We start from the raw sequence: 24,800 nt of genomic DNA, 5'->3' as shown, positions 1-24,800 counted from the left end.
GCCGATCACCGGCCAGCCACCTCAGGAGATTTCCGGGGGGAAATCGCTTTTAAATTCGGGGCGGCTGCCATTAACCATAGGGAGCCCGAGATGAAAGTTGGCAATAACAATTGGCGGAATGCACACAACAATGACGCGGCACTGCCGGCCTTTCTGGCCGCGCGCGTCGACCGCTATTACACCGAACGCGTGCAGCAGAGTTGGGCGGGAGGCCACATCATGAAGGGACGTGTTCCGGATGCCGACGCTTTGCATCTTTCGAGCAACGACTATTTGTCGATTGCTCGTCACCCCGAGATTCTCGATGCCATGTGCATGAGCATCCGCTCCGAAGGAAACGGCCTTCTGATGTCGGGGGTGTTCCTCCATGGGGACGATTGCCCGCAACTGAATCTAGAAGACCGTTTCGCGCGCTTCATGGGCGCAGAGGCGAGCGTGCTGTGCCAGTCGGGGTTCGCGGCCAATACGGGGTTGATCCAGTCGATCGCGAACGCGCAGACGCCCGTGTATGTGGACATGATGGCGCACATGTCGCTCTGGGAGGGCATCCGCGCTGCCGGAGCGAAGGCCATCAGCTTTTTCCACAATGACGTCGAGCATCTGGAACAACGCATCCAGCGCTACGGGCCGGGCATCGTGATCGTCGATTCGGTGTACAGCACGAATGGCAGCGTCTGCCCGCTGCAGGCTTTTGCGGAGGTGTGCGCCGAACACGATTGCGTGTTCGTGGTGGACGAGTCGCATTCGCTCGGCACGCACGGTCCGCATGGCGCGGGGCTCGTCGCCGAGCTGGGGCTCACCGACCGCGTGCACTTTCGCACCGCGAGCCTCGCGAAGGCGTTTGCGGGCCGCGCGGGCATCATCAGTTGCTCGCGGCGCTTCCAGGAGTATTTCAAGTGCGAGGCCTTGCCGGCGATCTTCAGCTCGACGCTGCTGCCGCACGAAACCGCAGGCCTTGCGGCCACGCTCGACGTGATCGAGCGCGACGACTGGCGCCGCATGCGGGTGGCAGCGAACGCGCGCTACCTGCGCATGAGCCTCGCGGAGCTCGGCTACAACCTTAATGGCAGCGAAACGCAGATCATTGCGCTCGAGGCCGGGCCGGAGCCACAAACCATCGCGCTGCGCGATGCGCTCGAGGCGCGCGGCATTTTCGGGTCGGTGTTCTGCGCGCCCGCGACCGCGCAGAATCGTTCGCTCGTGCGTTTGTCGATCAATGCGATGCTCAGCGAGCCGGAGCTCGAACGGATCGTGGAGGTCTGCGAAGCCATCCGCGATGAAGTGCAAATGTGGAACTGGCCCTCGACGCGCCGTCTCATGGAGCGCGGCGCCACGCGCATGCGCCAGCCGCGCCCGCTCGCCGACCTGCAGGTGGCCGCGTGACGACGGCGTGAGGCTTGCATGAAAGCAGCGCGAGGGCGACAGGCAAGCGGCGTGCGCGATTCAGCGCGACACAGTGCATTCGGTGCATTCAGCGAGAATCCCACGCCGCGTGGACTTCGCGGTCGAGCTGCTGCAGCCAGGTATCGTAGGGCAGCACGTTGTCGAGCGTGAGTCCCTCAGGCTCCTTGACGACGGAATAGATATAGCGGCGCTCGCCGACGAATTCGGATGCCGGATGCATATACGGCTCCCATTGCTCGCATTGCGTCGGATAGTAGCCTTCGGTGCGCCAGAAATAGGGCAGGCTGCGATGGCTGTCGAGCTCGGCGTGAAACGACGCGGGCGCGCCTTGCTCGACCGCGATCTCGTGCACGCCGCGCAGCGACTCCTCGGTGTGGATGATGAGCAGATACGCGGTGCCCTGCGCATCGAACATGAGCAGGCCGTGCGGCTGATACGAGAGATAGCGTTCGACGATGCCGAGCGATTCGCAAATGCCCTGCACGTGCGCGGCGAGTGCGCGATCGTTGAGGAACGCGTATTCGGAAACGGCGAGTGCGTCGAGCACCGAACCACTGGCCTTGTCGAAATACGCGGCCTGCATGTCGCGAATGGCCTGATTCAGGGTTTCTACCGCATCGACTTCGTGCTTGCGAATGAAGCGGTCGATCAGCCCTTCGTTGAAGCTCTTGACGGCCACGTGCTCGTCGGCTTTGCCGGTGAGCACGATTTTCTTAAGCGCCGGATTGGTGAGGCGGCGGCAGAACTCGATGCCGTTGAGCTCGGGCATGTCGTAGTCGATCACCACGACCGAGACCGATTCGAAGCGCTCCGGCCGGTGCACGAGCGAGCGGATGGCGTCCACGCGCATGGCAATGACCTGATGCGCATCGTTTTCTTCGGTGCGGTCGAGATAGGGGCTGAAAATGGGCGAGGCCGGCCGGTCCTGTGCCGCGCGGTCGTTCAGGAACTTCAGGGCTTCCGTGGGCGAACTGAACAGCCGGAACGCGAGTTCGGGATCGAGCTGCAGGCTCAGATTCGATAGAAACGCCGCGCTGTCGTCGACAAACGCAGCGGTGGTCGGCCAGAAAAACGGCTGAATGGCTTTCGGAGTGGCTTTCGTCATGGCGCTGGGAATGTCAAAACAAACTCGGTGTACTTGCCTTTCACCGAAGAGCAGGCAATTGCTCCCCCCATCGCTTGCATGACATCGTGGCAAAAAGCCAGCCCGATTCCTGCTCCGAGCGACACGTCATCGGTGGTGGTGGATGAAGTATAAAAGCGGGTAAAGATGTGCGGCAAGACTTCAGACGAAATACCGGACCCGGTATCGCTGAAAATCAGGCGATTCGCACGGTTGTCGCGATTGGCCGGCTCGAGCCGGATGGAAATATGCGCGCCGTCGATGCTGCCCATGTGCCGAAACGCATTTTTGAGCAGATTGAACAGCACGTGCACGGTGAGCATTTCGGAACCGTTGAATTCGAAATCGGGGCGCAAATTGCAATGCACGCGCGCACGGTCGCCTTCGCGAAATGGATAGCGCGCAAGTGCGGTTTCCACGCAATGCGCAATCGAGCACGTTGTTGCGTTTTGCATGGTCGTGCCCGAGAAGCGCGCGGTAGCGAGCAGCATGTCGATGATCGCGTTCGAATGAAGCGCTTCCTGTTCGATGCGGCTCACTACGCCGTGCATCGAATACAAATGCGCACTGCGTATTTTTGGCACCGGCAGGCGGTTGCGCTGGGCGAGCGCATAGGTGTCGAGCAGCGCGGGCAAGTAGCGCATGAGGCCGGCCGCCCCCACGCGAATCGCGACGAGCGGCGTGCGCAGTTCATGCGCGACGCTGCCCGCCGTCGCCAGCATGGCGCGCTCCTGCTCGATCTGGATGCGGTCCTGATCGTAGTTCGCCAATGCGCCGATGGCCACCGCGAACGAGAAAATCGCGAGGTGGGTCAGATAGGTGGAATCGAGCGCGATGGGCTCGGTGGTGAGCACATAGGCGATCAGCGCTAGCCCGATGCCCACGAGAAACTGCAGCACCAGCATGAGCCAGTCGAGCAGCAGCACCATGACGAAGGCGGCGATCAGCGCGCTCTCGACCCAGACTTCGTTGCCGTTGTTCTTGAGCAGCATGAAGGTGAAGAAGAACGGCAGCGCATAGAGCGTGGCGATGTACCAGTACCAGGGCAGCAGTTTTTTGACCGCGGCGGGCCAGCGCTCGAAAGCGAGGATCGGCACAAACAGCGCGGAGCCGATCAGGCGCAGCGTGAGATTTTCATAAGGCTGCGGGAAGAGGTTTTTCCAGACATAGTAGTAAAGCGGGAAGCCAATGGCCGCGACCACGGCGAGCGGCCGCATGCGGCGCTTCACGTACTGGAGGTTGCGCATGGCGGGCGCGAATGCCCGCACCATGCGCGGCTTGAGCGCCGCCCAACCGCGGCGCGCGCGCGTCGTGATTCTCGATACGTTCATCAGGGTGGAATCGCTCATTGTTCGATGCCGGATTCGCTGCCGGCCTTGACTGCGCATATGTCTCCAGGCTCGTACGAGGCCCGGGTGCGAAGCGGTCCCAGGACACGCACGTTCCGGTTCCCGTAGCCAGGGTCTGTTTCCAATGTGAAAAGACCCTGGTGATGACAATACCATCATTGTGCCGCGCCGATGCAGCCGGCAAGGGCCGCGAGCGTCACATGCGGCCGGGCGAGGAAAGCGAGGGGGGAATGAGGCGGGGAATACACGCCGAACGGCGGAGCCGGGCGATGACCGCGGCGCGCCCCGCGCAGGCGGGGCGCCCGGAAGAAGGGCGGGGCGCTGGTTTTACGCGCGAGACTGGAATTGTTCGCGCAGACGAAAGCGCTGGATCTTGCCGGTCGCGGTCTTCGGTAAATCGTCGACGAAAACAATCTCGCGCGGATACTTGTGCGGGGCCAGCCGCGCCTTGACGAAGGCCTTCAGCGCAGCGGCGAGCGCCGCGTGGCCGTCTTGCGCGGCGTCTGCTTGCGCTTCCTGCTTGAGCACGACGAAAGCACAGGTCTTCACGAGCCCGTCCTGATCCGCGCCGATCACGGCCGCTTCGAGCACCGCCTCGTGCTGCACGAGCACCATCTCCACTTCGATGGGTGAGACGTACTGGCCGCTCACCTTGAGCATGTCGTCGCTGCGGCCCGCATAGACGTAGCAGCCGTTGGGCAGGCGCCGATATTTGTCGCCGCTCTTGACCCACTCGCCCTGGAATGTCGTGCGCGACTTCTCGCGGTTGTTCCAGTACATCAAGGCCGCGCTCGGGCCGCGAATATAGAGGTCGCCAATTTCTCCATCGGGCACGGGCCGCTCCGACTCGTCGCGCAGCGCGATGTCGTAGCCGGGCACGGGGCGCCCCGTGGTGCCGTATTCGACCTCGCCAGGACGGTTCGAAAGAAAAATGTGCAGCATTTCCGTTGAGCCGATGCCGTCGAGAATGTCGCTGCCGAAATGGCGCTTAAAGCGCTCTCCGGTCTCGCGCGGCAGCGCCTCGCCCGCCGAGGTGCAAATGCGCAGCGCGACATCCGCGCGCTCGGGCAGATTGGGCGAAGCCAGCATGCTGGCATACAGCGTGGGCACGCCGTAGAAGACCGTGGGGCGATGCTTGACGAGGCGCGCGAACACGGCGTTGGCGGTGGGGCGCTCGGCCATCAGCACCGTGGTCGCGCCCACCGAGAGCGGAAACGACAGCGCATTGCCGAGCCCGTAGGCAAAGAACAGCTTGGCCGCGGAAAACACCACGTCGCTTTCGCGGATGCCGAGCACGGATTTGGCATAGGTTTCCACGGTCCAGTAGAGATTGGCGTGGGTATGCACCGTGCCCTTGGGCTTGCCCGTCGATCCCGACGAATAGAGCCAGAAGGCGATGTCGTCGCCGCTCGTTTGCGCTGCGTGCGCGGCGGCCTGGGCGCGGTCGATCAGGTCATGGAGAGTCTTTGTGCCCTGCGTGTCGTGAAGCGCGTCGGCGAGCGGCGCGGAAACGACCAGCGCGCAATGCTCGCGACCGGTTTCGCCGTTGGCGACGGATTGGGCATGGACCTCCTCGAGCGCGTCGCTCACGGCGGGCAGCACCGCACCCGATGCAATCACGAGCCGTGCGCGGCTATGCGCGAGCATATAGGCGTAGTCGGCGGAGGTGAGCAGCGTGTTGACGATCACGGGCACGACGCCCGCATATAGCGCGCCGAGAAAGACCACGGGCAGCTCGACGGTGTCGAGCATCACGAGCAGGATGCGCTCTTCGGCGCGCACGCCCAGCGCGTGCAGCGCGGCGCTAAAGCGACGCGCGCGAGTTTCGAGTTCGCCGTAAGCAAGCGTGCCGGTGTCGTCGATATAGGCGGGCTTGCTGGCGCGCGCGGCATTCAGCGCGAACAGGTGTGCCGCGAAGTTCAGTTGCGCGGGCGGCGGCACACTGGCTGGCGCGCTCGATGTCCGCGGGGCCGCGGCGGCTGCCGAGGTCGCGGTAGGGGCCGGCGACGCTGCTTGGGTATCCACGATGCTGTCTCCGCTCTGTCTGCCTCGATCGCGCGGCCTTGCGGGCTATGGCCACGCGTATGCGCGGCCCCTTCGATCGTCGGTCGTTATGAAGCTGCTTTGCCGGTCAATCCGGACTGCCTGGTAATTCGATATTCGGCCGCGGCTCATGCCGCTGGCCTGGCGGGGCGGCGATTCGCGCGCCGGCCAGTGCCGCCGCTTACGTTGGCGCCGGGGTGAAGGCCGGGGTGAACGCTATTGCACCTTGCGGCAGCAGATAGAGCACGAGTGCTTCGCCATGCGCGACGGTAGGGCGATGCGCACTGCCTGGGCCGTAGACACACCAGCCCGCAGGCCGGCCGTCGAACGTCGCGCCGGGCGTGGTGGGCATGATGAGATCGATTTCCCCGTGCGGGTGGGTATGGTGCGGGCCGGCAAGATCCTGCATCTGCACGACGTCGACAGAAAATCCATGCGTGGCGGGCAGCGGCTTGAGGACACGCCCATAGCGCAGCCCCCCGGCCTCGCGCTGGCACATCGAGCCTTGCGCGATGCCTTCGCGGCAAGCGTTTTCGAGCGCCGCGAAGGTCGGACTGCCGTTCGGCCAGGTGGCGTTGAGCCACGTGTCGAGTGCATCATCCAGCGGACGGCCGGCAATTTGTTTCGTGACGCCTGCGATCAGGCGCTCGAAGTCTTGCGGGGACATGCGGGTCTCCTGTCGGCCGCACCTGGCGCTTTGGCTGTCGGGCGGAGTGAGTCCTTTAGCACCGACTCCGCCCCGTGCAATGCGCTCATTGCGGTCCCATGCTATGCGAGTTGCCGTGCGGCGTCTGTGTTTGTCGTGGGACGAGCTTTTGGCGAAAATTAGCGTTTAGAAAAATGCATGTCAAGCACTATAGTACATAAAATAAGGTTGGGAGGTCTCTCAAGATGAAGCAAACTTACGTTGCCGAAGCGCAGCCGGAAGAGCCCGCGAACGCTCATGAAGCGGCCGATGCGGGGCGCAGCGAGCGTGACCCGTTCCTGACCGCGATGGGCGAGCGCGTGCGCATGCTGCGCGCGCGCCGCGGCATGACGCGCAAGACGCTGGCGGCGGAAACCGGGCTGTCCGAGCGCCACCTCGCGAATCTGGAGTCGGGTGTGGGCAATGCCTCCGTGCTGGTGCTGCGCCAGATCGCGGCCACGCTCAATTGCCCGCTCGCGGAAGTGATCGGCGATGTCACCACGGCTTCGGCAGAATGGCTGCTGATCCGCGAGCTGCTGCAGGGGCGCGATCCGGCCTCATTGCAGCGCGCGCGTATCGCGCTCGCCGAAATGTTCTCGCAGGCGCCCGCCGACCCCCACCGCAACGAGCGCATCGCGCTCATCGGCCTGCGGGGCGCGGGCAAGTCCACGCTCGGTCGCATGCTCGCGCAGGAGCTCAAGGTGCCGTTCGTCGAGCTCACGCGCGTGATCGAGCAACTGGCGGGCTGCCCGCCCTCGGAGATTCACTCGCTCTACGGCGCAAGCGCGTACCGCCGCTATGAGCAGCGCGCGCTGGAGGCCGTGATCGCCGAGCATCCGCGTGCCGTGATTGCGTCGCCGGGCGGCCTCGTGTCCGAGCCGGCTACCTTCAACACGCTGCTCGCGCACTGCTTCACGGTCTGGCTCCAGGCCGCGCCCGAGGAGCACATGCGCCGGGTGGTGGCGCAGGGCGACCTGCGCCCCATGTCGGGCAACCGCGAAGCGATGGACGACCTCAAGCGCATTCTGGCGGGCCGCAGCGAATTCTACGGTCGCGCGGACATGCGCTTCGACACCAGCGAAAAGACGCTTGCCGACGCCTATCTGCAACTGCGCGACCGCATCGCGGCCCGGCTTGGCGCGGAGCCGGCGCGCATCGACTGAGGAAGGCTGGCGTGGGCTGCCGGGGCCGTCAAATGCAATCCAATACATTTCGTGGTTTACCCGCCGGCGCCGGAAATATGCACTAAAATGCTTTACATGGGGTATGTGTTGCACTATCGTTCATTGAAACGAAGTGCACACCTTCTAGCTTGCATGAGACCGGAGTCAGCGCTTTGCGTGCGCCCCGGTCGACAGGAGACGCCCCATGACCGCAGCAGATACCGCCGTCGCACAGCCGGCCGCCCAGCCAGTTGCCCAACCGGCCGCTTCGCGAGTCGACTACCGCACCGACCCCTCGCAGTACCGGCACTGGAAGCTCAGCTTCGAGGGCGCCGTCGCGACGCTTGGCATCGACATCGCCGAAGACGGTGGCATTCGCGAAGGCTACAAGCTGAAGCTCAATTCATATGACCTCGGCGTGGACATCGAACTGTACGATGCACTCCAGCGCATCCGCTTCGAGCACCCCGAGGTGCGAACCGTGGTGGTCACGAGCCTCAAGGACCGGGTGTTCTGCTCCGGCGCCAATATCTTCATGCTGGGCCTCTCCAGCCACGCGTGGAAGGTCAACTTCTGCAAGTTCACCAACGAAACACGCAACGGCATCGAGGATTCGTCGCGGCATTCGGGCCTGAAATTCATTGCCGCCGTGAACGGCGCGTGCGCCGGCGGCGGCTATGAACTGGCGCTCGCCTGCGACGAGATCCTGCTGGTGGACGACCGGTCGTCCACGGTGGCGCTGCCCGAGGTGCCGCTGCTGGGCGTGCTGCCCGGCACGGGCGGCCTCACCCGCCTCACCGACAAGCGCAAAGTCCGTCACGACCGTGCCGATATCTTCTGCACCGTGGCCGAGGGCATTCGCGGCGAGCGCGCGAAAGCGTGGCGTCTCGTGGACGACGTGATCAAGCCCAACCGCTTCGGCCAGGCGGTGCAGGTGCGCGCGCTCGAACTGGCCGCGTCGAGCGACCGGCCCGAACCGGGGCAGGGCGCGCAGGGCGTCGCGCTTACGCGAATCGAGCGCGTCGAGCACGAGAACGGTCTGAGCTATGCAAACGTCGATGTGGTGATCGATCGCGCGAAGCGCACGGCCACCTTCACCGTGAAAGCGCCCGACCTCGCACAAGCGCCGCTGCCCGAAGGCATCGAGGCTATCGTCGCGGCCGGCGCCGCCTGGTGGCCGCTGCAGTTTGCCCGCGAACTGGACGATGCGATCCTCGCGATGCGCACCAACGAGCTCGACATCGGCACGTGGATCTTCAAAGCAGAAGGCGACGCCCGCGGCGTGCTGGCCGCCGACGCCGCGCTGCTCGAGCACCGCGGCCACTGGTTCGTGCGTGAGACCATCGGCATGCTGCGCCGCACGCTTGCGCGCATAGATGTCTCGTCGCGTTCGCTGTTCGCGCTGATCGAGCCGGGCTCGTGCTTTGCCGGCACATTCGCGGAACTCGCGTTCGCCGCCGACCGCAGCTATATGGCGGCGCTGCCTTCGAGCGAAGACGAAGAGCCAGTTATTACGTTATCCGAAGCAAATTTCGGGATCTATCCGATGATCACGCAGCAGTCGCGTCTCGCGCGGCGCTTCTATGAAGAGGCCGAGCCGCTCGACGCCGCGCGTGCGCGGATCGGCCAGCCGGTGAAGCCGGCCGAGGCGGAGCGCCTCGGGCTCGTGACCGCCGCGCCCGACGACATCGACTGGGCCGACGAGATCCGCATCGCACTGGAAGAGCGCGCGGCCATGTCACCCGATGCGCTCACGGGTCTGGAAGCGAATCTGCGCTTCAACGGCGTCGAAACCATGGAGACGCGTATTTTCGGCCGCCTCTCGGCATGGCAGAACTGGATCTTCAATCGCCCCAACGCGGTAGGCGAAAAGGGCGCGCTCAAGGTGTACGGCAAGGGCAGCAAGGCGCAGTTCGATCTTGCACGCGTGTAGTCGCGGGCAAGGCTGCAAGCCTCGCTTTCATCCCGATCCCTTATAGCCGCTCCGGCCCAAGGAACCGATATGTCCACGATCAACTACAGCGAAAAGATCCCCAACAACGTCAATCTCGCCGACGACCGCGCGTTGCAGCGCGCACTGGAGCAGTGGCAGCCGAATTTTCTCTCGTGGTGGGGTGACATGGGGCCCGAGGGCTCGCATGGCTTCGACGTGTATCTGCGCACGGCGGTGAGCGTGGATGCGGGTGGCTGGGCGCATTTCGATCACGTGAAGATGCCCGATTATCGTTGGGGGATTTTTCTCGCGCCCGGCGAAGCGGAGCGCAAGATCCATTTCGGCGCGCACAAGGGCGAGTCCGCGTGGCAGGAGGTGCCTGGCGAGCACCGCGCGAATCTGCGCCGCATCATCGTCACGCAGGGCGACACCGAGCCCGCCTCGGTCGAGCAGCAGCGGCACCTGGGCCTGACGGCGCCGTCGCTCTACGACCTGCGCAACCTGTTCCAGGTGAACGTGGAGGAGGGGCGTCACCTATGGGCGATGGTCTATCTGCTGCATCGCTATTTCGGCCGGGACGGTCGTGAGGAAGCCGAAGCATTGCTCGAGCGCCGCTCGGGCGACGACGACAACCCGCGCATTCTCGGCGCTTTCAACGAAAGAACGCCGGACTGGCTCGCGTTCTTCATGTTCACCTACTTTACCGACCGCGACGGAAAGTTCCAGCTTTCGGCGCTGGCCGAATCGGGCTTCGATCCGCTCGCTCGCACCACGAAATTCATGCTGACCGAAGAGGCGCATCACATGTTCGTCGGCGAGTCGGGTGTCTCGCGCGTGGTGCAGCGCACCGCGCAGGTCATGAACGAACTCAAGACCGACGACCTCAGCCGCTTGCGCGCCGCAGGGGTGATCGACCTCGAAACGATCCAGCGCTACCTGAATTTTCACTACTCGGTGACGATCGACCTGTTCGGCGCGGATCATTCGTCGAACGCGGCCACGTTCTATAGTTCGGGACTGAAGGGGCGTTACGAGGAAACGAAGCGTGACGACGACCATAAGCTCGAGGGCATGACTTATCGCCTGCTCGACGTGGAAGGCGACAAACTCGTCGAGCGCGACGTGCCGATGCTCAACGCCATGAACGAAGTGCTGCGCGACGACTACATCAAGGACTCGGTGGCGGGCGTGAACCGCTGGAACAAGGTGCTGGAGAAGGCGGGCATCGACTTTCGCCTAAGCGTGCCGCACAAGGCGTTCAATCGCCAGATCGGCACTTTCGCGGGCGTGCGCGTCGCGCCGGACGGCCGTGTGATCGACGAGGCGCAATGGGCCGCGAACGAGGCGAAGTGGCTGCCCACGCCCGAAGACCGCGCGTATGTCGCGTCGCTCATGGGCCGCGTGGCGCAACCGGGCAAGTTCGCTAACTGGATCGCGCCGCCGGCGATGGGCATTAACCGGCAGCCGGTCGATTTCGAATACGTGCGCTTCAATTGAACGGCAGGTGAATAGAGCCTGGCGAGACCATCATGAACGCTCCAATTTCCGTGGAGATCCTCAGGCAGCACCTGATCGATCCCGAGATCTGCATTCGCTGCAATACCTGCGAAGAGACGTGTCCGATCGATGCCATCACGCACGACGGCGTCAACTACGTGGTGAAGGCGGACGTCTGCAACGCATGCATGGCCTGCGTGCCGCCGTGCCCGACTGGCGCGATCGACAACTGGCGCAATGTGCTCAAGGCCGAGGCGTATGGCATCGACGAACAGTTCGGCTGGGACGAACTCCCCACGCAAAATCCCACGGTGAGTGCGCCCGATGTTGCGGCTGCCTCTACGTCATCGGCCGGCGCGGACGCACCGCAAGCCGCTGCCACGCAGAACGACGGCGACGGCGCGCCGGGCTCCGGCCCGGACATGGTGCGCGGCGCGACCGTGCCGCCGTGGTCGGCGGCGCGGCCCTATGTGCACCTGTACACGCACAAGGCGCCTACCACCGCAACCGTGGTGGGCAACTATCGGCTCACGGACGCCGCCACGGAAAGCGATATCCATCACATCGTGCTCGATTTCGGCACGATGCCGTTTCCGGTGCTCGAGGGGCAGTCGATCGGCATTCTGCCGCCCGGCAAGAGCGCCGATGGCCGGGCGCATCACGCGCGCCAGTACTCGGTCGCGAGCCCGCGCGACGGCGAGCGGCCCGGCTACAACAATGTCTCGCTCACCGTGAAGCGTGTGATGCGCGATTACAGCGGCAACGCCACGGACGGCGTGTGCTCGAATTACCTGTGCGACCTGAAAAAGGGCGACGTGGTGAGCGTGATCGGCCCGTTCGGCAGCACCTTCCTGATGCCGAACCATCCGAACTCGCATCTGCTGATGATCTGCACCGGCACGGGCTCCGCGCCCATGCGTGCGATGACCGAGTACCGGCGCCGCCGCAGGCTCAAGGGCGCAACGGGCAAGCTGATGTTGTTCTTCGGCGCGCGCACGCACCAGGAGCTGCCATATTTCGGACCGCTCATGAATCTGCCGAAGGATTTCATCGACACGAATCTGGCGTTTTCGCGCACGCCGGGCCAGCCCAAACGCTACGTGCAGGACGCGATGCGCGAGCGCGCCGTCGATGTGGCGCAACTGCTCAAGGACGGCAATACCCACATCTACGTGTGCGGACTCAAGGGCATGGAAGACGGCGTGCTGCAGGTGCTCGGCGAGATCGCGCAGGCGCACGGCATGGGGTGGGATGCGCTGTGGGAGCGGCTCAAGCGGGAAGGGCGGCTGCACCTCGAAACGTACTGAAGCCGAACCGGGCCATCAAATGCAGGAAAGTGCAGTTTCAGTCGACAGGGTTTAAGCACGATCGTTCTAAAAACGTTACCATGCCGGGACTCACTCGATGGAGAGACGTTTCATATGAACCTCGTTGCTGAATTGCCCGCCGGCCTCACCGGCCTCGAACAACTGCAGCGCATGCTCGCGAGCGGCCGCAGCGCGCCTATCGGCGAAACGCTTGGCTTCAAGCTCGCGGAGGTGGAGGAAGGCCGCGTGGTCTTCGAAAGCGTGCCCGGGCTGCATGCGTACAACCCCATCGGCACCGTGCATGGCGGCTATGCGGCCACGCTGCTCGATTCTGCCTGCGGTTGCGCGGCGCATTCGCGTCTCGCGCCGCACCAGGGCTACACGACGCTTGAACTGAAAGTGGCCTATCACCGCCCCATGACCGCAAGCACCGGACCGGTGCGCGCCGAAGGCCGCGTATTGAGCATCGGCCGCCGTGCTGCCTTCACGGAGGCGACGATCACGGACGCCGCCGGCAAGCTCTATGCTTCGGCGACCTCGACGCTGCTCGTGTTCGAGCGCGAGGCGCCGGGCGCATGAGGCATGCGCCGCGCCCCGCGCCCCGCACCTGCAGCGGGGCGCTGGCAACGCTCTCGCGAAAGTGCACTAAACTGTACTAAACCGCATTAAAACGCATTAAAACGCACTAAAGCGCACGCCTCAGATCGTCCCGTGCGCCTTGTCCTCGATGAGCTTCACGAGTGCATGAAGCAGGCGGTTGGCCGGCGTGGCCACGCCCAGCGCCGCGCCGCGCCACACCACGAAACCGTTCAGATGATCGATTTCGCTGCGCTTGCCGCGCGCGAGATCCTGCGCGGTCGACGAGTATTGCCCCGGCATGGTTTGCGCAATGCGCTGCACGCTGGTGTCCACGTCGGGCGGCAGCGTCACGCCGTCGGCGTGCGCCACGGCCACGCATTCGGCCAGCACGTCCTGCATCGCATCGCGCACGCCAGCGCCTTCCACGAGACGCCCATAAGGCAACTGCGAAATCGCCGAGAGCGCGTTGTACGCGCAGTTCACGATGAGCTTGGCCCAGAGCGCGCCGCGCACGTTCGCGGAAATTTCGGTGGGCACGCCCGCATCGATCAGGGCCTGCGCGGCGGCCAGGCTGCCGCGCGCAGGCTCGATCACCAGTTCGCCGCGCCCGTGGTGGCGCACGTGGCCGGGGCCGGCCATCTCCGTGGCCACGTACACGACAGCGGCTGCGACGTCTTGCGGAATCACGGTGCGCAGGCGTTCGGCGTTGTCCACGCCGTTTTGCAGCGTGAGCACGAGCGTATCGGCGCGCAGATGCGGCGCGATCGAGGCGCCGGCGCTTTCGGTGTCGGTCGACTTCACACAGAACAGCACGAGATCGGCGCCGGCCACGGCGGCCGCCTCGGTGCTCGCGGTGAGATGCGGGCGGCCGATGCGCTCGTCGAAGCTCAGCGCTTCGAGGCGCAGGCCGTCGCGCTCGATGGCTTCGACATGCTGCGCGCGGCCGATCAGGACGACGTCGTGGCCCGCGCGCGCGAGCATCCCGCCGTAAAAGCAGCCCACCGCGCCGGCGCCCATGATGGCGATTTTCATCTGCGTTGCTCCTTCCGCGTTGCTTCTTCGATAGAGCGCAGTATGGTACACGGCTCGCGCGGCAGGCGCTGGGCGCGGCAGCGCCATTCACGCGGTCGCGATCATCAGCGTGCCGGTGGCCACCAGCGCGCCGCGCCAGAGCCAGTCGAAGTTGATCCAGCCGCGCCGCAGCACGCCGAGTCCCACATATTCATAGGCGACGATTGCGATGGCAGCGGTCGTGGCCAGCGTCACCACCGTGTGCAGCGCGGTGAACGCGGCGGATATCGCGAGCAGCCCGCCGGCGCCGCCATGGGCCGCGGTATCTCCGCAGACCGGCAGCAACGCCGGCATGAGCATGAGGCCCGCGCCGTGCAGCGTGGCCATCAGCGCGGACCATGCCGTGAGACCGAGAAAGCCGGCCGTCATCCCCGCGCGCACCCGATGGCGGTGCCCCCGCGCGTGCTGCCAAGCAGCCCAGCCGATCAGCAGCGCGCCAAGCACCCAGTGCAGGCCGCTGTGCATGAGCACGGGCCGCCACGCGCCCAGTGCGGCGATCGAGCTCGTGAATAGCAGAATCGATGCGGCGTGGCCCAGCGCGATAGGCGGCAGCGCCAGCAGCAACGCCGTGCGGCTGCGGCGCTGCAGCCCGAGCGCGGTGGCGAAGAGCCAGCCCATCGCCGGATTCGCGCCGTGAAACACGCCGCTGGCTGCCACCGCGCCCCAGGCGGCCCAGTGCGTGTCGAATGTTCGGAACAGCTCACTCATGCCATGCGTGCCATGCTCAGGGATAGCAATACGAATCGGATGAACAGTCGCCGCCTTCGAGCCGGATCTGATGCGGGCGATGCGTCTTCGGCCATTCCACGAAGAAGCGTTCGTCGAAGCGGAGTCCGCCTTCGGGCGCGGCATCGAGCTTCACCATCCAGCCGTCGATGCCATTGGGGTAGAACTGCGCGTCGATGGCGCCATACAGCGAATTCGTGAAATACACCCGCCGCCCGTCGCGGCTCACCTCCACCATCTGCGGACCGCCATTGAGCGCACGGCCTTGCGCGCGCGGATGCGTGGCGCGAGAGACGATCCCGCCGATGCGCACGCTGCCCGTCAGCACAGGATGTTCGGGATCCGAAACATCGTATTGGCGCAGGTCGCCCGTGCCCCAGCAGGCTGCGTAGAGAAAGCGGTCGTCGAGCGAGAGTGCGATGTCGGTGACGAGCGGCGGCACGGCGGCGAAGCCTTTGAGCATGGGCGGGAGCAATTCCGGGTCGGCGGGTTCGGCGGGAATCTCGATGATCTTGCGCGCGGCCCACTGATCGCCGTCGCGGTACCACTGCCAGATCGACGCCGAGAGATCCTTCAGGCTGATGACGGAATTCACGAAACCATATGGCTTCGTGGGGTCGTGCGCGGGCCGCAGTTCGAACACCAGCTGGTTCTCCGCGCCGAAGTCGAGCACCTGTTTGTGGCGGCGCGTATGCAGGTCCCAGAAGTGCAGCCGATGGCCGTACTGGCCGCCGAGCAGCACCTCGGGCACGAGGCCGTTCTCGAAGGTGGCGGGCAGGCCCCATTCGCTCGTCACGAGCGTGTCGTAGCCGAGATGCCACCAGCCATCGTAGGCAAGCTGCTGCGGGCCACGCTCGATTTCCCATTGGCCGAGGATGTCGAAGCTCTCGTGATCCATCAGGAAGATGCCGCCGGGCGCTTCGCCCTCGGCATTGGCGAGCGCTGTCACGTAGATGCCGTCCGGCCCGCAGTGCACCGTATGGGGGCGGGTATAGCCGGCGCGTTGCGCGACGCTTTCGGGCTCGTGGACGCGCACGATCTTCGGGCGGCGCGCGTCGGGCTTCGTATCGACAATATGAATGCGCGATGAGCGCAGGCCCGGCACGATCAAATAACGACGCTCGGTATGGGCGTGTGGCGCGTTCGGGCACAGGCACGAACTGCATGCGTTCCAGCCGAAATGATGGAGCTCGTCGCCGGTGTGCGGCATCGCGAGGCGATGGACGATCCGGCCGTACTCGGGCGAGGCGGGATCGAGGTCGACGACGTCGAGCGAGTCGGGCACGCGGCAAGTAGGGTCGAAACTCGCCACCCATGCGAGCGTTTCCGGCGTGGCCGCGGCTGCCAGGCGCGCGGAGGGGTAGAAGCTCGGATCCGGTTTCCATGTCGCCATCGCGACCTCTCCTTGTAGAGGTTTCGGAAGCGCCTATCTTGCACCGGTGTGCGCGCGTTTGCAGGCTGCGTGCCGTTTCGTCTGCATTGCCCGCGGCCTTATTCCGCGCGGGAAGATAGATATGCGCGGCCGTTATGAGGCGCGCGATTATCCATACTGCGAAAACAGTGAATTCGTCGCGTCGCCATTTATCCGGTGCTCGGGACTTTCTAGACTACATCCAACGGTTCGCCGCTTGTGCCGGACCGATCGTTCAAGTTACCGGAGGTGTTGTCATGAAGTCGCTTATCAAGGCGGTCGCGCTTGCTGCGGTGCTCGCGGTTCCGGCCGTTTCTTTCGCCCAGTCGCAACCTGAAAACGGCCCCCTCACGCGTGAGCAGGTCCGCAACGAACTCAAGGCGCTCGAATCGGTGGGCTGGCGGCCGAACGTGGTGTCGCCGTTCTATCCTGGGGACTACCAGGCAGCCCAGGCGCGTTTGCAAGCGCGGGGCGATAGCGGCTATGGGCCGGCGACGGACGGCACGTCGGAAAGCGGCACGGCCAGCAGCTACTCGCCGCCGGTGCGCATGATGCGTTGAGGTTGGAGGAGCGTTGCAGCACCCGCCTCGAAGGGGCGGCGAGGGGGCCATTGCGCGTTCCCGGGATGTATTCGAGTGCATGGCGCCGTACGAATGGGAACGTTCGTGCGGCGTTTTTGCGTGGCTGGCCGCATACCGCATCGACGCGGCAGGGGGCGTCGGGTGCTTATTGAGCCGGCGTCGGCTGATTGGCCTGAGACGGCTGGACAGACTGCTCCGCCTGCCCCGACGCCGGCTTCTCCTGGTCAGGCTCCCACCCGCCGCCCAGCGCGAGGAACAGCTTCACCTGATCGAGCGCCACCTGGCCTTCGGCCGCCGCCACCTGCGCGTGCGCGCTCGTGAGCGTGCGCGTGGCGTCGAGGTCAGAGAGGAACGGTTCGCGGCCCGCTGCGTAGAGGCGGTGGGTTTGATCGGCGGATTGCTTTGCCGACGCGTAGGCCGTGCGCAGCGCCTCGGCGCGCTGGTCGTCGGCGGCGTAGGTGGCGAGGCTCGTCTGTGTTTCGCGCAGCGCGTTGAGCACCACGCCGTCGAAGTGCGCGAGCGCGCCCGCCGTAGCAGCCTCCGCGCCGCGCACGCGGGCGCGCTGGCCGTTCAGCGGGAAGGTCCAGCTGATCAGGGGGCCGAATGACCACGCATTGGTCTTCGAAGAGAACAGGTCGTCCGTGAGGCCGATCGTGCCCACGCCCGCACCGATGCTGATCGACGGATACATCGCCGCCGTCTCCACGCCGATGCGCGCCGTGGCCGACGCGAGCTGGCGCTCGGCCGCGCGCACGTCGGGGCGGCGGCGCAGCAGCGCCGCGCCGTCGCCGACCGGGATCGGCTGCTTGAGTTTGGGCAGGCGGTTGCAGGCGAGCACCGCTGGCGGCAGGTCGGACGGCGGGCGCGCGAGCAGCATCGCGAGTTGATACTGCGCGACGCGGCGGCGGCCCTCGAAGCGCGGAATGTCGGCGGCGAGCGTTTGAACCTGGGTCTGGCCGCGCGTGACGTCGGTCTGGTTGCCGCGGCCCGCGTCGCGCAGGCGCTGGGTGAGCGCCACGCGCTGCTGTTGCAGCTTGAGCGATTCCTGCGCGATGGCCAGTTCTTCGCCGGCCGAGCACGATGCGACATAGGCCTGCGCGACATCGGCGACCACGGTGATGCGCGCGAGATCGGCGGCGGCGAGCACGGCTTCGTCTTCGGCGCTGGCGGCTTCCACGCCGCGCCGCAGCTTGCCGAACAGGTCGATTTCATACGACACGTTGATGCCGAGATCGCCGAGGTTTCCCACCGGCACCTTGCTGAACAGCAGATATTGCTCGGCCGAGACCTGGGCGCGCTGGAATGCGGCGCTCGCGCTGCCCGAGAAGCCGCCTTGCGCCGCGGCCACTTCGAGCGCGGCGCGCGAGCGTGCGAGATTCGCGGCGGCCACGCGCAGGCTGGTGTTCGATTGCAGCGCTTGCTGGACGAGCTGGTCGAGCGTGGGGTCGTCGTAGAGACGCCACCAGTCGTTGGGCACCTCGCCCTGCGAAACCGGCGCTTTGCTCGCGCCGTCGATCGGCCCCTGCGCGAGCGGCGCGTTCACGAGCGCGTCGTTCGGCACTTTGTAGTCGGGGCCGAGGTTCATGCATGCGCCCAGCGCAAGCACGAGCGGCGCGAGCGCGAAGGCGCGCCGAAGTCCATGACGCGTCATTGCGAAGCTCCGCTCGCCGTTGCCGGCGCGGCGCTCGAGTTCGCGCTCGCATTCGCTTCGGCATCCGAAGCAGTCACTGTGCCGCTGGCGCTGCTCTCACGCGTGGCGCGCGCTGCCGCGCCGGCCTTGCTCGTCTGCTTTTCGCTGGCTTCGGTGCGCACCGCGACGGTGGCCGTGCGGCCCGCGATCATGCGGAAGTCGTCCGGCACTTCGTCAAGTGCGACGCGCACCGGCACGCGCTGCGCGAGGCGCACCCAGCTGAACGCGGGGTTCACGTTCGGCAGCAGGTTGGGGCTTGGCTGGCGGTCGCGGTCCTCGATGGCGGCGACGATGCTCTGCACGTGGCCGCGCAGCGGGCGCGGCTCGCCCATTACGGTGATCTCGACGGGCTGGCCGAGACGAATGCCGCGCAGGCGCGTTTCCTCGAAGTAGCCATCCACGCGGAACGAATGCATGTCCACCACCGAGAGCTCGGCGCGCCCCGCCGTGACGTACTCGCCCGCGCGCGGGGCGCGGTCGTTCAGATAGCCGTCCACGGGGCTCACGATGGTCGTGCGCTGCAGGTTCAGCTTCGCGGTATCCACCTGCACTTGGGCGTCGGCCACGGCGGCTTCGCCCTGATCGACTTTGGTGCGGCTTTCCTCGAGCGTTTCGCTGGCGACCAGATTGCCGAGCGCGCGGTTGCGCGCGTATTCGCGTCTGGCCTGCGCGAGCGTGGCCTGGCGATTTTGCAGCGCGGCCTCGGCAAGACGCAGCGCGAGCGTGTAGCGCGCCTGGTCGATCACGAACAGCACCTGGCCTTTCTTGACCGGCTGGTTGTCGACCACCTCGACGTGCGTGATGAGGCCGCCCACGTCGGGCGCGACCTGGATCACGTCGGCGCGCACGCGGCCGTCGCGCGTCCACGGCGAGTACATGTAGTAATCGACGATGCGCCATAGCACGACCGCAGCCACGACGACGACAATGAGCGTGAGCAGGATCTGTCCTGCCGAGAACCAGGTTTTTTTCACGGTAGTAAGCGATGCGACACGATGATGACGGCAGCCAGCACGAAGACATAGATGCCGAGGTCGAAAATGGAACGATGCCACACGAGCCGGTAGAAGCCGACACGCGTGAGCACCTTGCCGATCACGACGTTGATGAGATACGCGATCAGCATCAGCACGAGCACGGCGGGCACGAACACGCCGAAGATATCGATTTCGCCGATCATGGCGCTGATCCTGAAGTGAGGAAAAAAGGTTGCGCGCTCACCTATTGGCTCCCTGGATTCCGCCCGGCCCGGTGCCCGGACGCTGGCCGACCAGCGTGGGGTAGAGCGAGAGGCGCAGGCCCACGAGCGCGTGCTGCGTGTCGCGCAGCCAGCGCTGCGTGAAGTGCGCGCGCGGCGGTGTTTGCGCGGCTTCGCCGGCCGGGCCCGCTGCGTCGGCATCGGCGGCTTCTTGCGCAAGACCTCGCGCGGCCACGCGATGCAGCGCGTCGTCGATGCTGGCGAGCAGCGCGGGCGGGGCGCTGTGGCGCTCGCTCGTCTGCGCGCAGCGCGTGTAGTGATCGCTCACGCCCGCGAGCACGCGGTCGATGGCGGCGGGCATGTCGCCGTCGAGCTTGCGGCGCGAGCGGCGCAGGTCCAGCGCGTTGAGGGCGATGCGCAGGTCCCGGAAGCTCTCGATCGAAGGATGACGATGCTCGTCCGAGGCCCCAAGGCGCGGAATCAGCTGCATCAGGCGGTCGACCATGCGCGAGGCCAGATCGCGCTGGTCGGCGATGCGTTCGGTGCTGGCGGAGAGCGCCACGTCGCTCCAGCTCGAGCGCAGCAGGCGCTTCGCCGCTAGCTCCGCGCCGAACGGGCGCGTCATGCGCGTCCACAGATAGGCGAACAACAGGCCGGAGACGCCCGCGATGTTGCTGTTCAGGAAAACGAAGAAATCGGCCTCGTAGGCGCCCTGGATGCTGATGAAGGTGGCCGTGTTCACGGCCACGAGCATCGTGACCATATTGAACTGCGGACGCGGAATGAGCGTGCCGATCAGGATGAACGGCCCCGCGAACAGCAGCACGAGCATGGCGAAGTCGTGCACCTCGGGCAGCACCACGAACAGATAGAGCCCCGCGATCACCGCGCTCGCGGCCGTCGCCACGAAAAAACGGAACACCAGCGGCGCGGGCTCGTCGAGCGCGGCGAAGAAGCAGCAGGCCACCGCCGCGAGCGTCACCGCGCCCGCGCCGTCGTGCCAGCCCGAGCTGACCCACAGCCAGCACGCCACCAGAATCGCGCTCACCGGCACGAGGCACGAGAACAGCATGAGGCCGCGGTCGTAGAAGCGCTCGGTGCCGCCGAGGCGCCAGTGCCGGTAGCGCGGCCGCCACGTGCCGGTTTCGTGCGCGATCAGCGCGCGCAGGGTCCGGCAGTCCTGCCACACGTCGATTACCTGGCCGAGGCGCCACAGCGCGTTCGAGAGCAGCGCGCCCTCCCAGCTCGTGAGCGCGTCGTGCGGGGGCTGCAGCGCGGCCACGCGCGCGCGCAGGCGCTCCGCGACGGGGTCGCCTTCGTCGTCGTGGATCTGGGCGGCGCGCGTGGGCAGTGGGGCGTCGAACCATTTGGCCGCGTCGGCGAGCAGCGCGTCGAGGCCTTCGGGCCACGTGTGCAGATCGCGCCGCAACGCGATGAGCGGGTCGGCGAGCGCGGAAATCATCGGCAGGAACAACTGCATGCGCCCGCGCAGGTTTTGCGCGCGCGCGAGGATCTCGGGATGCGTGTGGTCGTAGCTCAACTGGCTCAGCAGGAATTCGAGCTGGTTCACGGTGGAGGCGAGGCGCTGCCGGCAGGCCGAGAGCGCCTTGCCCGCGATCTTCCCGGAGAGCGTTTCGCGGCCATAGAAGGCGGCGTCGCGGAACCACGCGTCGGCGCGCTCGATCAGCGTGGGCGCGAGCCGGCTTGGCAGGACGGCGCTGCCCACCACGCTCGCGCAGATGATGCCGAGCGTGATCTCCTGGGTGCGTGCGATGGCCACGTCGAACACGGTGTTGGGTGCGGTCACGGTGGGCAGCGCGATGAGCGGCATGGTGTAGCCCGCGAGCATGAACACGTAGCTGCGCGCGGTGCGGTCCGAAATCGCCAGATAGAGCATCGTGCCGGTCCAGAGCGCCACGATCACGCTGAACACCAGCGGCATTTCGACGAACGGCGGCACCAGCGCGACGGCCGCGGACGCACCCAGCATGGTGCCGAGCGCCCGGTAGAGCGCCTTCGAGCGCGTGGCGCCCACGAACGGGTTCGAGACGATATAGACGCTTGCCATGGCCCAGTACGGGCGCGGCAACTGGAATATCAGCGCGATATAGAGCGCGAGCATCGAAGCGGCGAAGGTCTTGACCGAGAAAAGCCAGTCGCGCCAGGAGGGATAGGTCATGAGCCGCGTGCCGCTATCGGTCGTGAAGGGACGCGTCGGCCGGGTCCGGCGCGTTGAAGGCGTTGAGCACGCGCAGCGTGGTTTCCAGATCGGCGCGGCTCACGCCCTTGAGCACGCGCGCGCGCAGCGCACGCAGGTCTTCCTCCATTTGCGCGGTGACGGCATGGCCTTCGTGGGTCAGCGAGATGGTTTTGGCGCGGCGGTCGTCGGGGTCTTCGTCGCGGCGCACGAGGCCCGCCGCGCAGAGCTGATCGAGCAGGCGCACGAGCGAGGGGCCTTCGATGCCCACGTGCTCGGCGAGCGTGACCTGGCGCACCGCCTCGCCAAGACGCCCGGCGGTGAGCAGCGGCGCAGCGCAGGCCTCGGAGACGTTATAGGCGGCGAGCGCGCCGTGACTCGTGCGCCGCCATTTGCGCGCCGCCACGACGAGCGTGCTGCTGACGGCAAGACGTAAAGTATGAAGATTCGACATCGGCGCGATGATAGCGGAAAACTATTTGGTAGCAAACTATCGTTTTTCGGCTGGCTGTCGCCGGGCTTTCAGACAGGACTTTCAGGCTCCGTTGCGGCGCGCCCGGGCAGACCTTTCCGGATGGTAGTGGAATGGATGCAGGCGTGCATTCTGGGTGCCGCCCCAGGTGCCGTCTCAGCTGCCGTTCCAGGTGCCGTCTTTCGCGGCTAGCCCCTGCGGCGCGAGGTTTACTGAGCGCGCCAGCCCGCGAGCAGAACCGGCAGTTGCGCCATGTCCGTGAACACCTGCGCGACGCCCGCGTCGCGCAGCGCCTGTGCGCCGCTGTGGCCCGGCGTGCCAGGGCTGTAGCCGAACACGGTGGCGCCGGCCGCGAGACCGGCGCGCGCGCCCGTCACCGTGTCCTCGATCACGGCGCAGCGCTGCGGCGCGGCACCGAGGCCCGCGGCGGCTGCGAGGTAGACGTCGGGATGGGGCTTGCTGCGCGGTGTTTCGTGGCCGCTGAAGATGCGCCCCGCGAAGCAGTCGAGCAGATCCACCTTGCGCAATTGCAACTCGACCTTGTGGCGGTCCGCGCCCGAGGCGACCGCGATGCGCCCGTCGTAGACCGCGTGCACGGCGCGCACGGCGGCCGGCGCGCCCGGGATCTCCTCGAGGTCGCGTTCGAGCGCCGCGTTGCGGCGCGCGCGAAAGTGTTCGAGCCAGGCCTCCGTGATGCGAAAGCCGGTGTGCTGCTCGATGCGCTCCGCCTCGTCCTTCACCATTTTGCCGACGAAAAGGCGCATCGCCTCGTCCACGGAGAGCGTCCAGCCGAGCTCGCCCAGCATCTGGACCAGCACGACATGCGTGATGCGTTCGGAGTCGACGAGTACGCCGTCGCAGTCGAAGAGCACGGCATCGAAGGAGGAGTGAGGCATGGCTTGATGGGGCATCGGGGGCGGGCGGCTCGGAGCGCGATGATAACCGGGATGGGGTGGAGGCGTCGGGCTCGCGAGCAGGTCGGCTTTCGCGTTGAGCGCTACGCCGCGATATCGCCGCGATAACGCCGCGCGGGTCGGGTGTTTGACGCGCGCCAATGCTTCGCGTCTTGTCACCACAACAGCGGCCTTTCGAGATCGCAGGCGGCCTGCATTCTGTTGCGGATGTAAACGTTCTGTAAAAGCAAATAGCGCTTCGCTTTTCGCCACTGGATTCAACCAGTTCGAAGCAGGCGCATTAAACCGGGGTTAGAAAATGAAAAAGACCATGATGGCCGCCGCTTTGGCCGGCGTATTCGCGACGGCTGCACAGGCGCAGAGCAGCGTCACTTTATACGGGCTTATCGACGCAGGCGTGACTTACACCAACAACCAGGCTGGCCACAGCGCCTGGCAGCAGACGAGCGGCACGGTCAACGGCAGCCGCTGGGGCCTGCGCGGCGGCGAGGACCTGGGCGGCGGACTCAAGGCCGTTTTCACGCTGGAAAACGGCTTCTCCATTAACAACGGCGCCGCCGGGCAGAACAACCGCTTGTTCGGCCGCCAGGCATTCGTCGGCCTGGCGAGCGACCAGTTCGGCGCGGTCACGCTCGGCCGCCAGTACGACAGCCTCATCGACTTCGTCGCGCCGATTTCGCTCGTGGCTTCGCCCTACGGCGGCACGATTACAGCGCATCCGTTCGACAACGACAACCTGAACAACACGATCCGTATTAACAATTCGGTCAAATACACGAGCGCGAATTATGGCGGTCTGAAGTTCGGCGCGCTGTATGGCTTTTCCAATACGGCGGGCGAATTCGCCAACAACCGTGCGTATAGTGCCGGCGGCAGTTATCGCTTTGGTGGCTTGACCGTCGCGGTGGGCTACCTGCAACTGAACAACGACATCAACAATCTGGCGATCTCGACCAGTAGCACCGGCGCGGTTACCGGCAGCGCGCCCTTCACTGCGGGCACGCAGCGCACGTTCGGCGGGGGTGTCGGCTATACGCTGGGCCCGGTGACGGCGGGCATCGTCTATACGCAGACCAATTTGAGCAATGCGCTCGGCGGCAGCATCGGCGCGGCGCAGGCGGGTACGGCGGTGCCGGTCCGCCTCCAGACGAACAGCGCACGGCTGCAAAACATCGAAGGCAATGTGCGCTACTCGCTCACGCCCATGGTGACGCTGGCCGGCTCTTATACCTATACGCGCACGAATTTTGGCGCGGGCGAGAATCCCAACTACAGCCAGGTCAACCTCCAGGCTCAGTACGCCATGTCCAAGCGCACCAGTGTGTATCTGCAAGGCGACTGGCAGCACGTGAGTTCGAATCCGTATGGCTTCGGCGCGCATCTGAACGGGCTGAGCGGGGCTTCGTCCACGCAGGATCAGGTGGCCGTCTCGACGGGGCTGCGTCACACCTTCTGAC

21 protein-coding genes are annotated in these 24,800 nt (G+C 65.8%); 8 read left to right on the top strand and 13 right to left on the bottom strand.

Annotated elements, in window-relative coordinates; all coding sequences use genetic code 11:
* Positions 1 to 90: 90 nt before the first annotated feature.
* Positions 91 to 1,383, top strand: coding sequence for an alpha-hydroxyketone-type quorum-sensing autoinducer synthase (gene cqsA, locus P5W99_RS22890; RefSeq protein WP_434663106.1), 1,293 nt, complete (start codon positions 91 to 93; stop codon positions 1,381 to 1,383).
* A gap of 88 nt (positions 1,384 to 1,471) precedes the next feature.
* Here the strand turns inward: cqsA and P5W99_RS22885 are convergent, their stop codons facing one another.
* The 4 genes from P5W99_RS22885 to P5W99_RS22870 form a co-directional block, all read right to left on the bottom strand.
* Positions 1,472 to 2,509: a response regulator gene (locus P5W99_RS22885; protein ID WP_421025672.1), complete on the bottom strand. Its 1,038-nt coding sequence runs from the start codon at positions 2,507 to 2,509 to the stop codon at positions 1,472 to 1,474.
* Positions 2,506 to 3,876 carry a sensor histidine kinase gene (locus P5W99_RS22880; protein WP_421025671.1) on the bottom strand — a complete coding sequence of 457 codons (1,371 nt, stop codon included), beginning with the start codon at positions 3,874 to 3,876 and terminating at the stop codon, positions 2,506 to 2,508. Before P5W99_RS22880 ends, P5W99_RS22885 begins: the two co-directional genes overlap by 4 nt.
* A 327-nt stretch (positions 3,877 to 4,203) precedes the next feature.
* Entirely contained in the window at positions 4,204 to 5,817 is a 1,614-nt protein-coding gene (locus tag P5W99_RS22875; RefSeq protein WP_421027018.1) for a benzoate-CoA ligase family protein, read from the bottom strand.
* 283 nt (positions 5,818 to 6,100) lie between these two features.
* Positions 6,101 to 6,586 (bottom strand): DUF4863 family protein, encoded by a 486-nt coding sequence (locus P5W99_RS22870; protein ID WP_421025670.1) that lies wholly within the window; start codon positions 6,584 to 6,586, stop codon positions 6,101 to 6,103.
* A gap of 224 nt (positions 6,587 to 6,810) precedes the next feature.
* Between P5W99_RS22870 and P5W99_RS22865 the strand changes: the two genes are divergently transcribed.
* From P5W99_RS22865 to P5W99_RS22845, 5 genes are all read left to right on the top strand, one after another.
* Positions 6,811 to 7,767, top strand: a complete 957-nt coding sequence (locus tag P5W99_RS22865; protein WP_421025669.1) for a helix-turn-helix transcriptional regulator — start codon at positions 6,811 to 6,813, stop codon at positions 7,765 to 7,767.
* A gap of 205 nt (positions 7,768 to 7,972) precedes the next feature.
* Positions 7,973 to 9,700 carry a 2,3-epoxybenzoyl-CoA dihydrolase gene (gene boxC, locus P5W99_RS22860; RefSeq protein WP_421025668.1) on the top strand — a complete coding sequence of 576 codons (1,728 nt, stop codon included), beginning with the start codon at positions 7,973 to 7,975 and terminating at the stop codon, positions 9,698 to 9,700.
* Positions 9,701 to 9,769: 69 nt separating this feature from the next.
* Positions 9,770 to 11,197, top strand: coding sequence for a benzoyl-CoA 2,3-epoxidase subunit BoxB (boxB, locus tag P5W99_RS22855; RefSeq protein WP_434663099.1), 1,428 nt, complete (start codon positions 9,770 to 9,772; stop codon positions 11,195 to 11,197).
* Between the two features lie 32 nt (positions 11,198 to 11,229).
* Complete coding sequence (boxA, locus tag P5W99_RS22850; protein WP_421025666.1) at positions 11,230 to 12,504, top strand: benzoyl-CoA 2,3-epoxidase subunit BoxA; 1,275 nt, start codon at positions 11,230 to 11,232, stop codon at positions 12,502 to 12,504.
* Positions 12,505 to 12,618: 114 nt separating this feature from the next.
* On the top strand, positions 12,619 to 13,083 hold the full coding sequence (locus tag P5W99_RS22845; protein ID WP_421025665.1) for a PaaI family thioesterase: 465 nt from the start codon (positions 12,619 to 12,621) through the stop codon (positions 13,081 to 13,083).
* 120 nt (positions 13,084 to 13,203) lie between these two features.
* Here the strand turns inward: P5W99_RS22845 and P5W99_RS22840 are convergent, their stop codons facing one another.
* The 3 genes from P5W99_RS22840 to P5W99_RS22830 form a co-directional block, all read right to left on the bottom strand.
* Positions 13,204 to 14,115, bottom strand: a complete 912-nt coding sequence (locus P5W99_RS22840; RefSeq protein WP_421025664.1) for a ketopantoate reductase family protein — start codon at positions 14,113 to 14,115, stop codon at positions 13,204 to 13,206.
* 87 nt (positions 14,116 to 14,202) lie between these two features.
* The gene (locus P5W99_RS22835; RefSeq protein ID WP_421025663.1) at positions 14,203 to 14,862 is read right to left on the bottom strand and encodes a hypothetical protein; all 660 of its coding nucleotides are present in this window, start codon (positions 14,860 to 14,862) and stop codon (positions 14,203 to 14,205) included.
* A 16-nt stretch (positions 14,863 to 14,878) separates the two neighbouring features.
* Positions 14,879 to 16,273 carry a selenium-binding family protein gene (locus P5W99_RS22830; RefSeq protein WP_421025662.1) on the bottom strand — a complete coding sequence of 465 codons (1,395 nt, stop codon included), beginning with the start codon at positions 16,271 to 16,273 and terminating at the stop codon, positions 14,879 to 14,881.
* 275 nt (positions 16,274 to 16,548) lie between these two features.
* Here P5W99_RS22830 and P5W99_RS22825 point away from each other — a divergent pair, with 275 nt between their 5' ends.
* Positions 16,549 to 16,851 (top strand): DUF4148 domain-containing protein, encoded by a 303-nt coding sequence (locus tag P5W99_RS22825; protein ID WP_421025661.1) that lies wholly within the window; start codon positions 16,549 to 16,551, stop codon positions 16,849 to 16,851.
* 166 nt (positions 16,852 to 17,017) lie between these two features.
* Here P5W99_RS22825 and P5W99_RS22820 read toward each other — a convergent pair whose 3' ends face one another.
* From P5W99_RS22820 to P5W99_RS22795, 6 genes are all read right to left on the bottom strand, one after another.
* Complete coding sequence (locus tag P5W99_RS22820) at positions 17,018 to 18,523, bottom strand: efflux transporter outer membrane subunit (RefSeq protein WP_421025660.1); 1,506 nt, start codon at positions 18,521 to 18,523, stop codon at positions 17,018 to 17,020.
* The gene (locus P5W99_RS22815; protein ID WP_421025659.1) at positions 18,520 to 19,536 is read right to left on the bottom strand and encodes an efflux RND transporter periplasmic adaptor subunit; all 1,017 of its coding nucleotides are present in this window, start codon (positions 19,534 to 19,536) and stop codon (positions 18,520 to 18,522) included. Before P5W99_RS22815 ends, P5W99_RS22820 begins: the two co-directional genes overlap by 4 nt.
* Positions 19,533 to 19,742, bottom strand: coding sequence for a DUF1656 domain-containing protein (locus tag P5W99_RS22810; protein WP_175194798.1), 210 nt, complete (start codon positions 19,740 to 19,742; stop codon positions 19,533 to 19,535). The genes P5W99_RS22815 and P5W99_RS22810 overlap by 4 nt, the downstream gene beginning before the upstream one ends.
* 37 nt (positions 19,743 to 19,779) lie before the next feature.
* Complete coding sequence (locus tag P5W99_RS22805; protein ID WP_421047929.1) at positions 19,780 to 21,939, bottom strand: FUSC family protein; 2,160 nt, start codon at positions 21,937 to 21,939, stop codon at positions 19,780 to 19,782.
* A 13-nt stretch (positions 21,940 to 21,952) separates the two neighbouring features.
* Entirely contained in the window at positions 21,953 to 22,411 is a 459-nt protein-coding gene (locus tag P5W99_RS22800) for a MarR family winged helix-turn-helix transcriptional regulator (RefSeq protein ID WP_421025657.1), read from the bottom strand.
* Between the two features lie 227 nt (positions 22,412 to 22,638).
* The gene (locus P5W99_RS22795; protein WP_434663091.1) at positions 22,639 to 23,325 is read right to left on the bottom strand and encodes an HAD family hydrolase; all 687 of its coding nucleotides are present in this window, start codon (positions 23,323 to 23,325) and stop codon (positions 22,639 to 22,641) included.
* A gap of 316 nt (positions 23,326 to 23,641) precedes the next feature.
* On the opposite strand from P5W99_RS22795, the gene P5W99_RS22790 reads away from it, so the two are divergent.
* Complete coding sequence (locus tag P5W99_RS22790; protein ID WP_434663088.1) at positions 23,642 to 24,799, top strand: porin; 1,158 nt, start codon at positions 23,642 to 23,644, stop codon at positions 24,797 to 24,799.
* Position 24,800 lies beyond the last annotated feature (1 nt).

This window comes from Paraburkholderia sp. A3BS-1L (genome assembly GCF_051125215.1).
In the GTDB taxonomy this organism is placed as follows: domain Bacteria; phylum Pseudomonadota; class Gammaproteobacteria; order Burkholderiales; family Burkholderiaceae; genus Paraburkholderia.
This window is presented reverse-complemented; position numbering and strand designations above follow the sequence as displayed.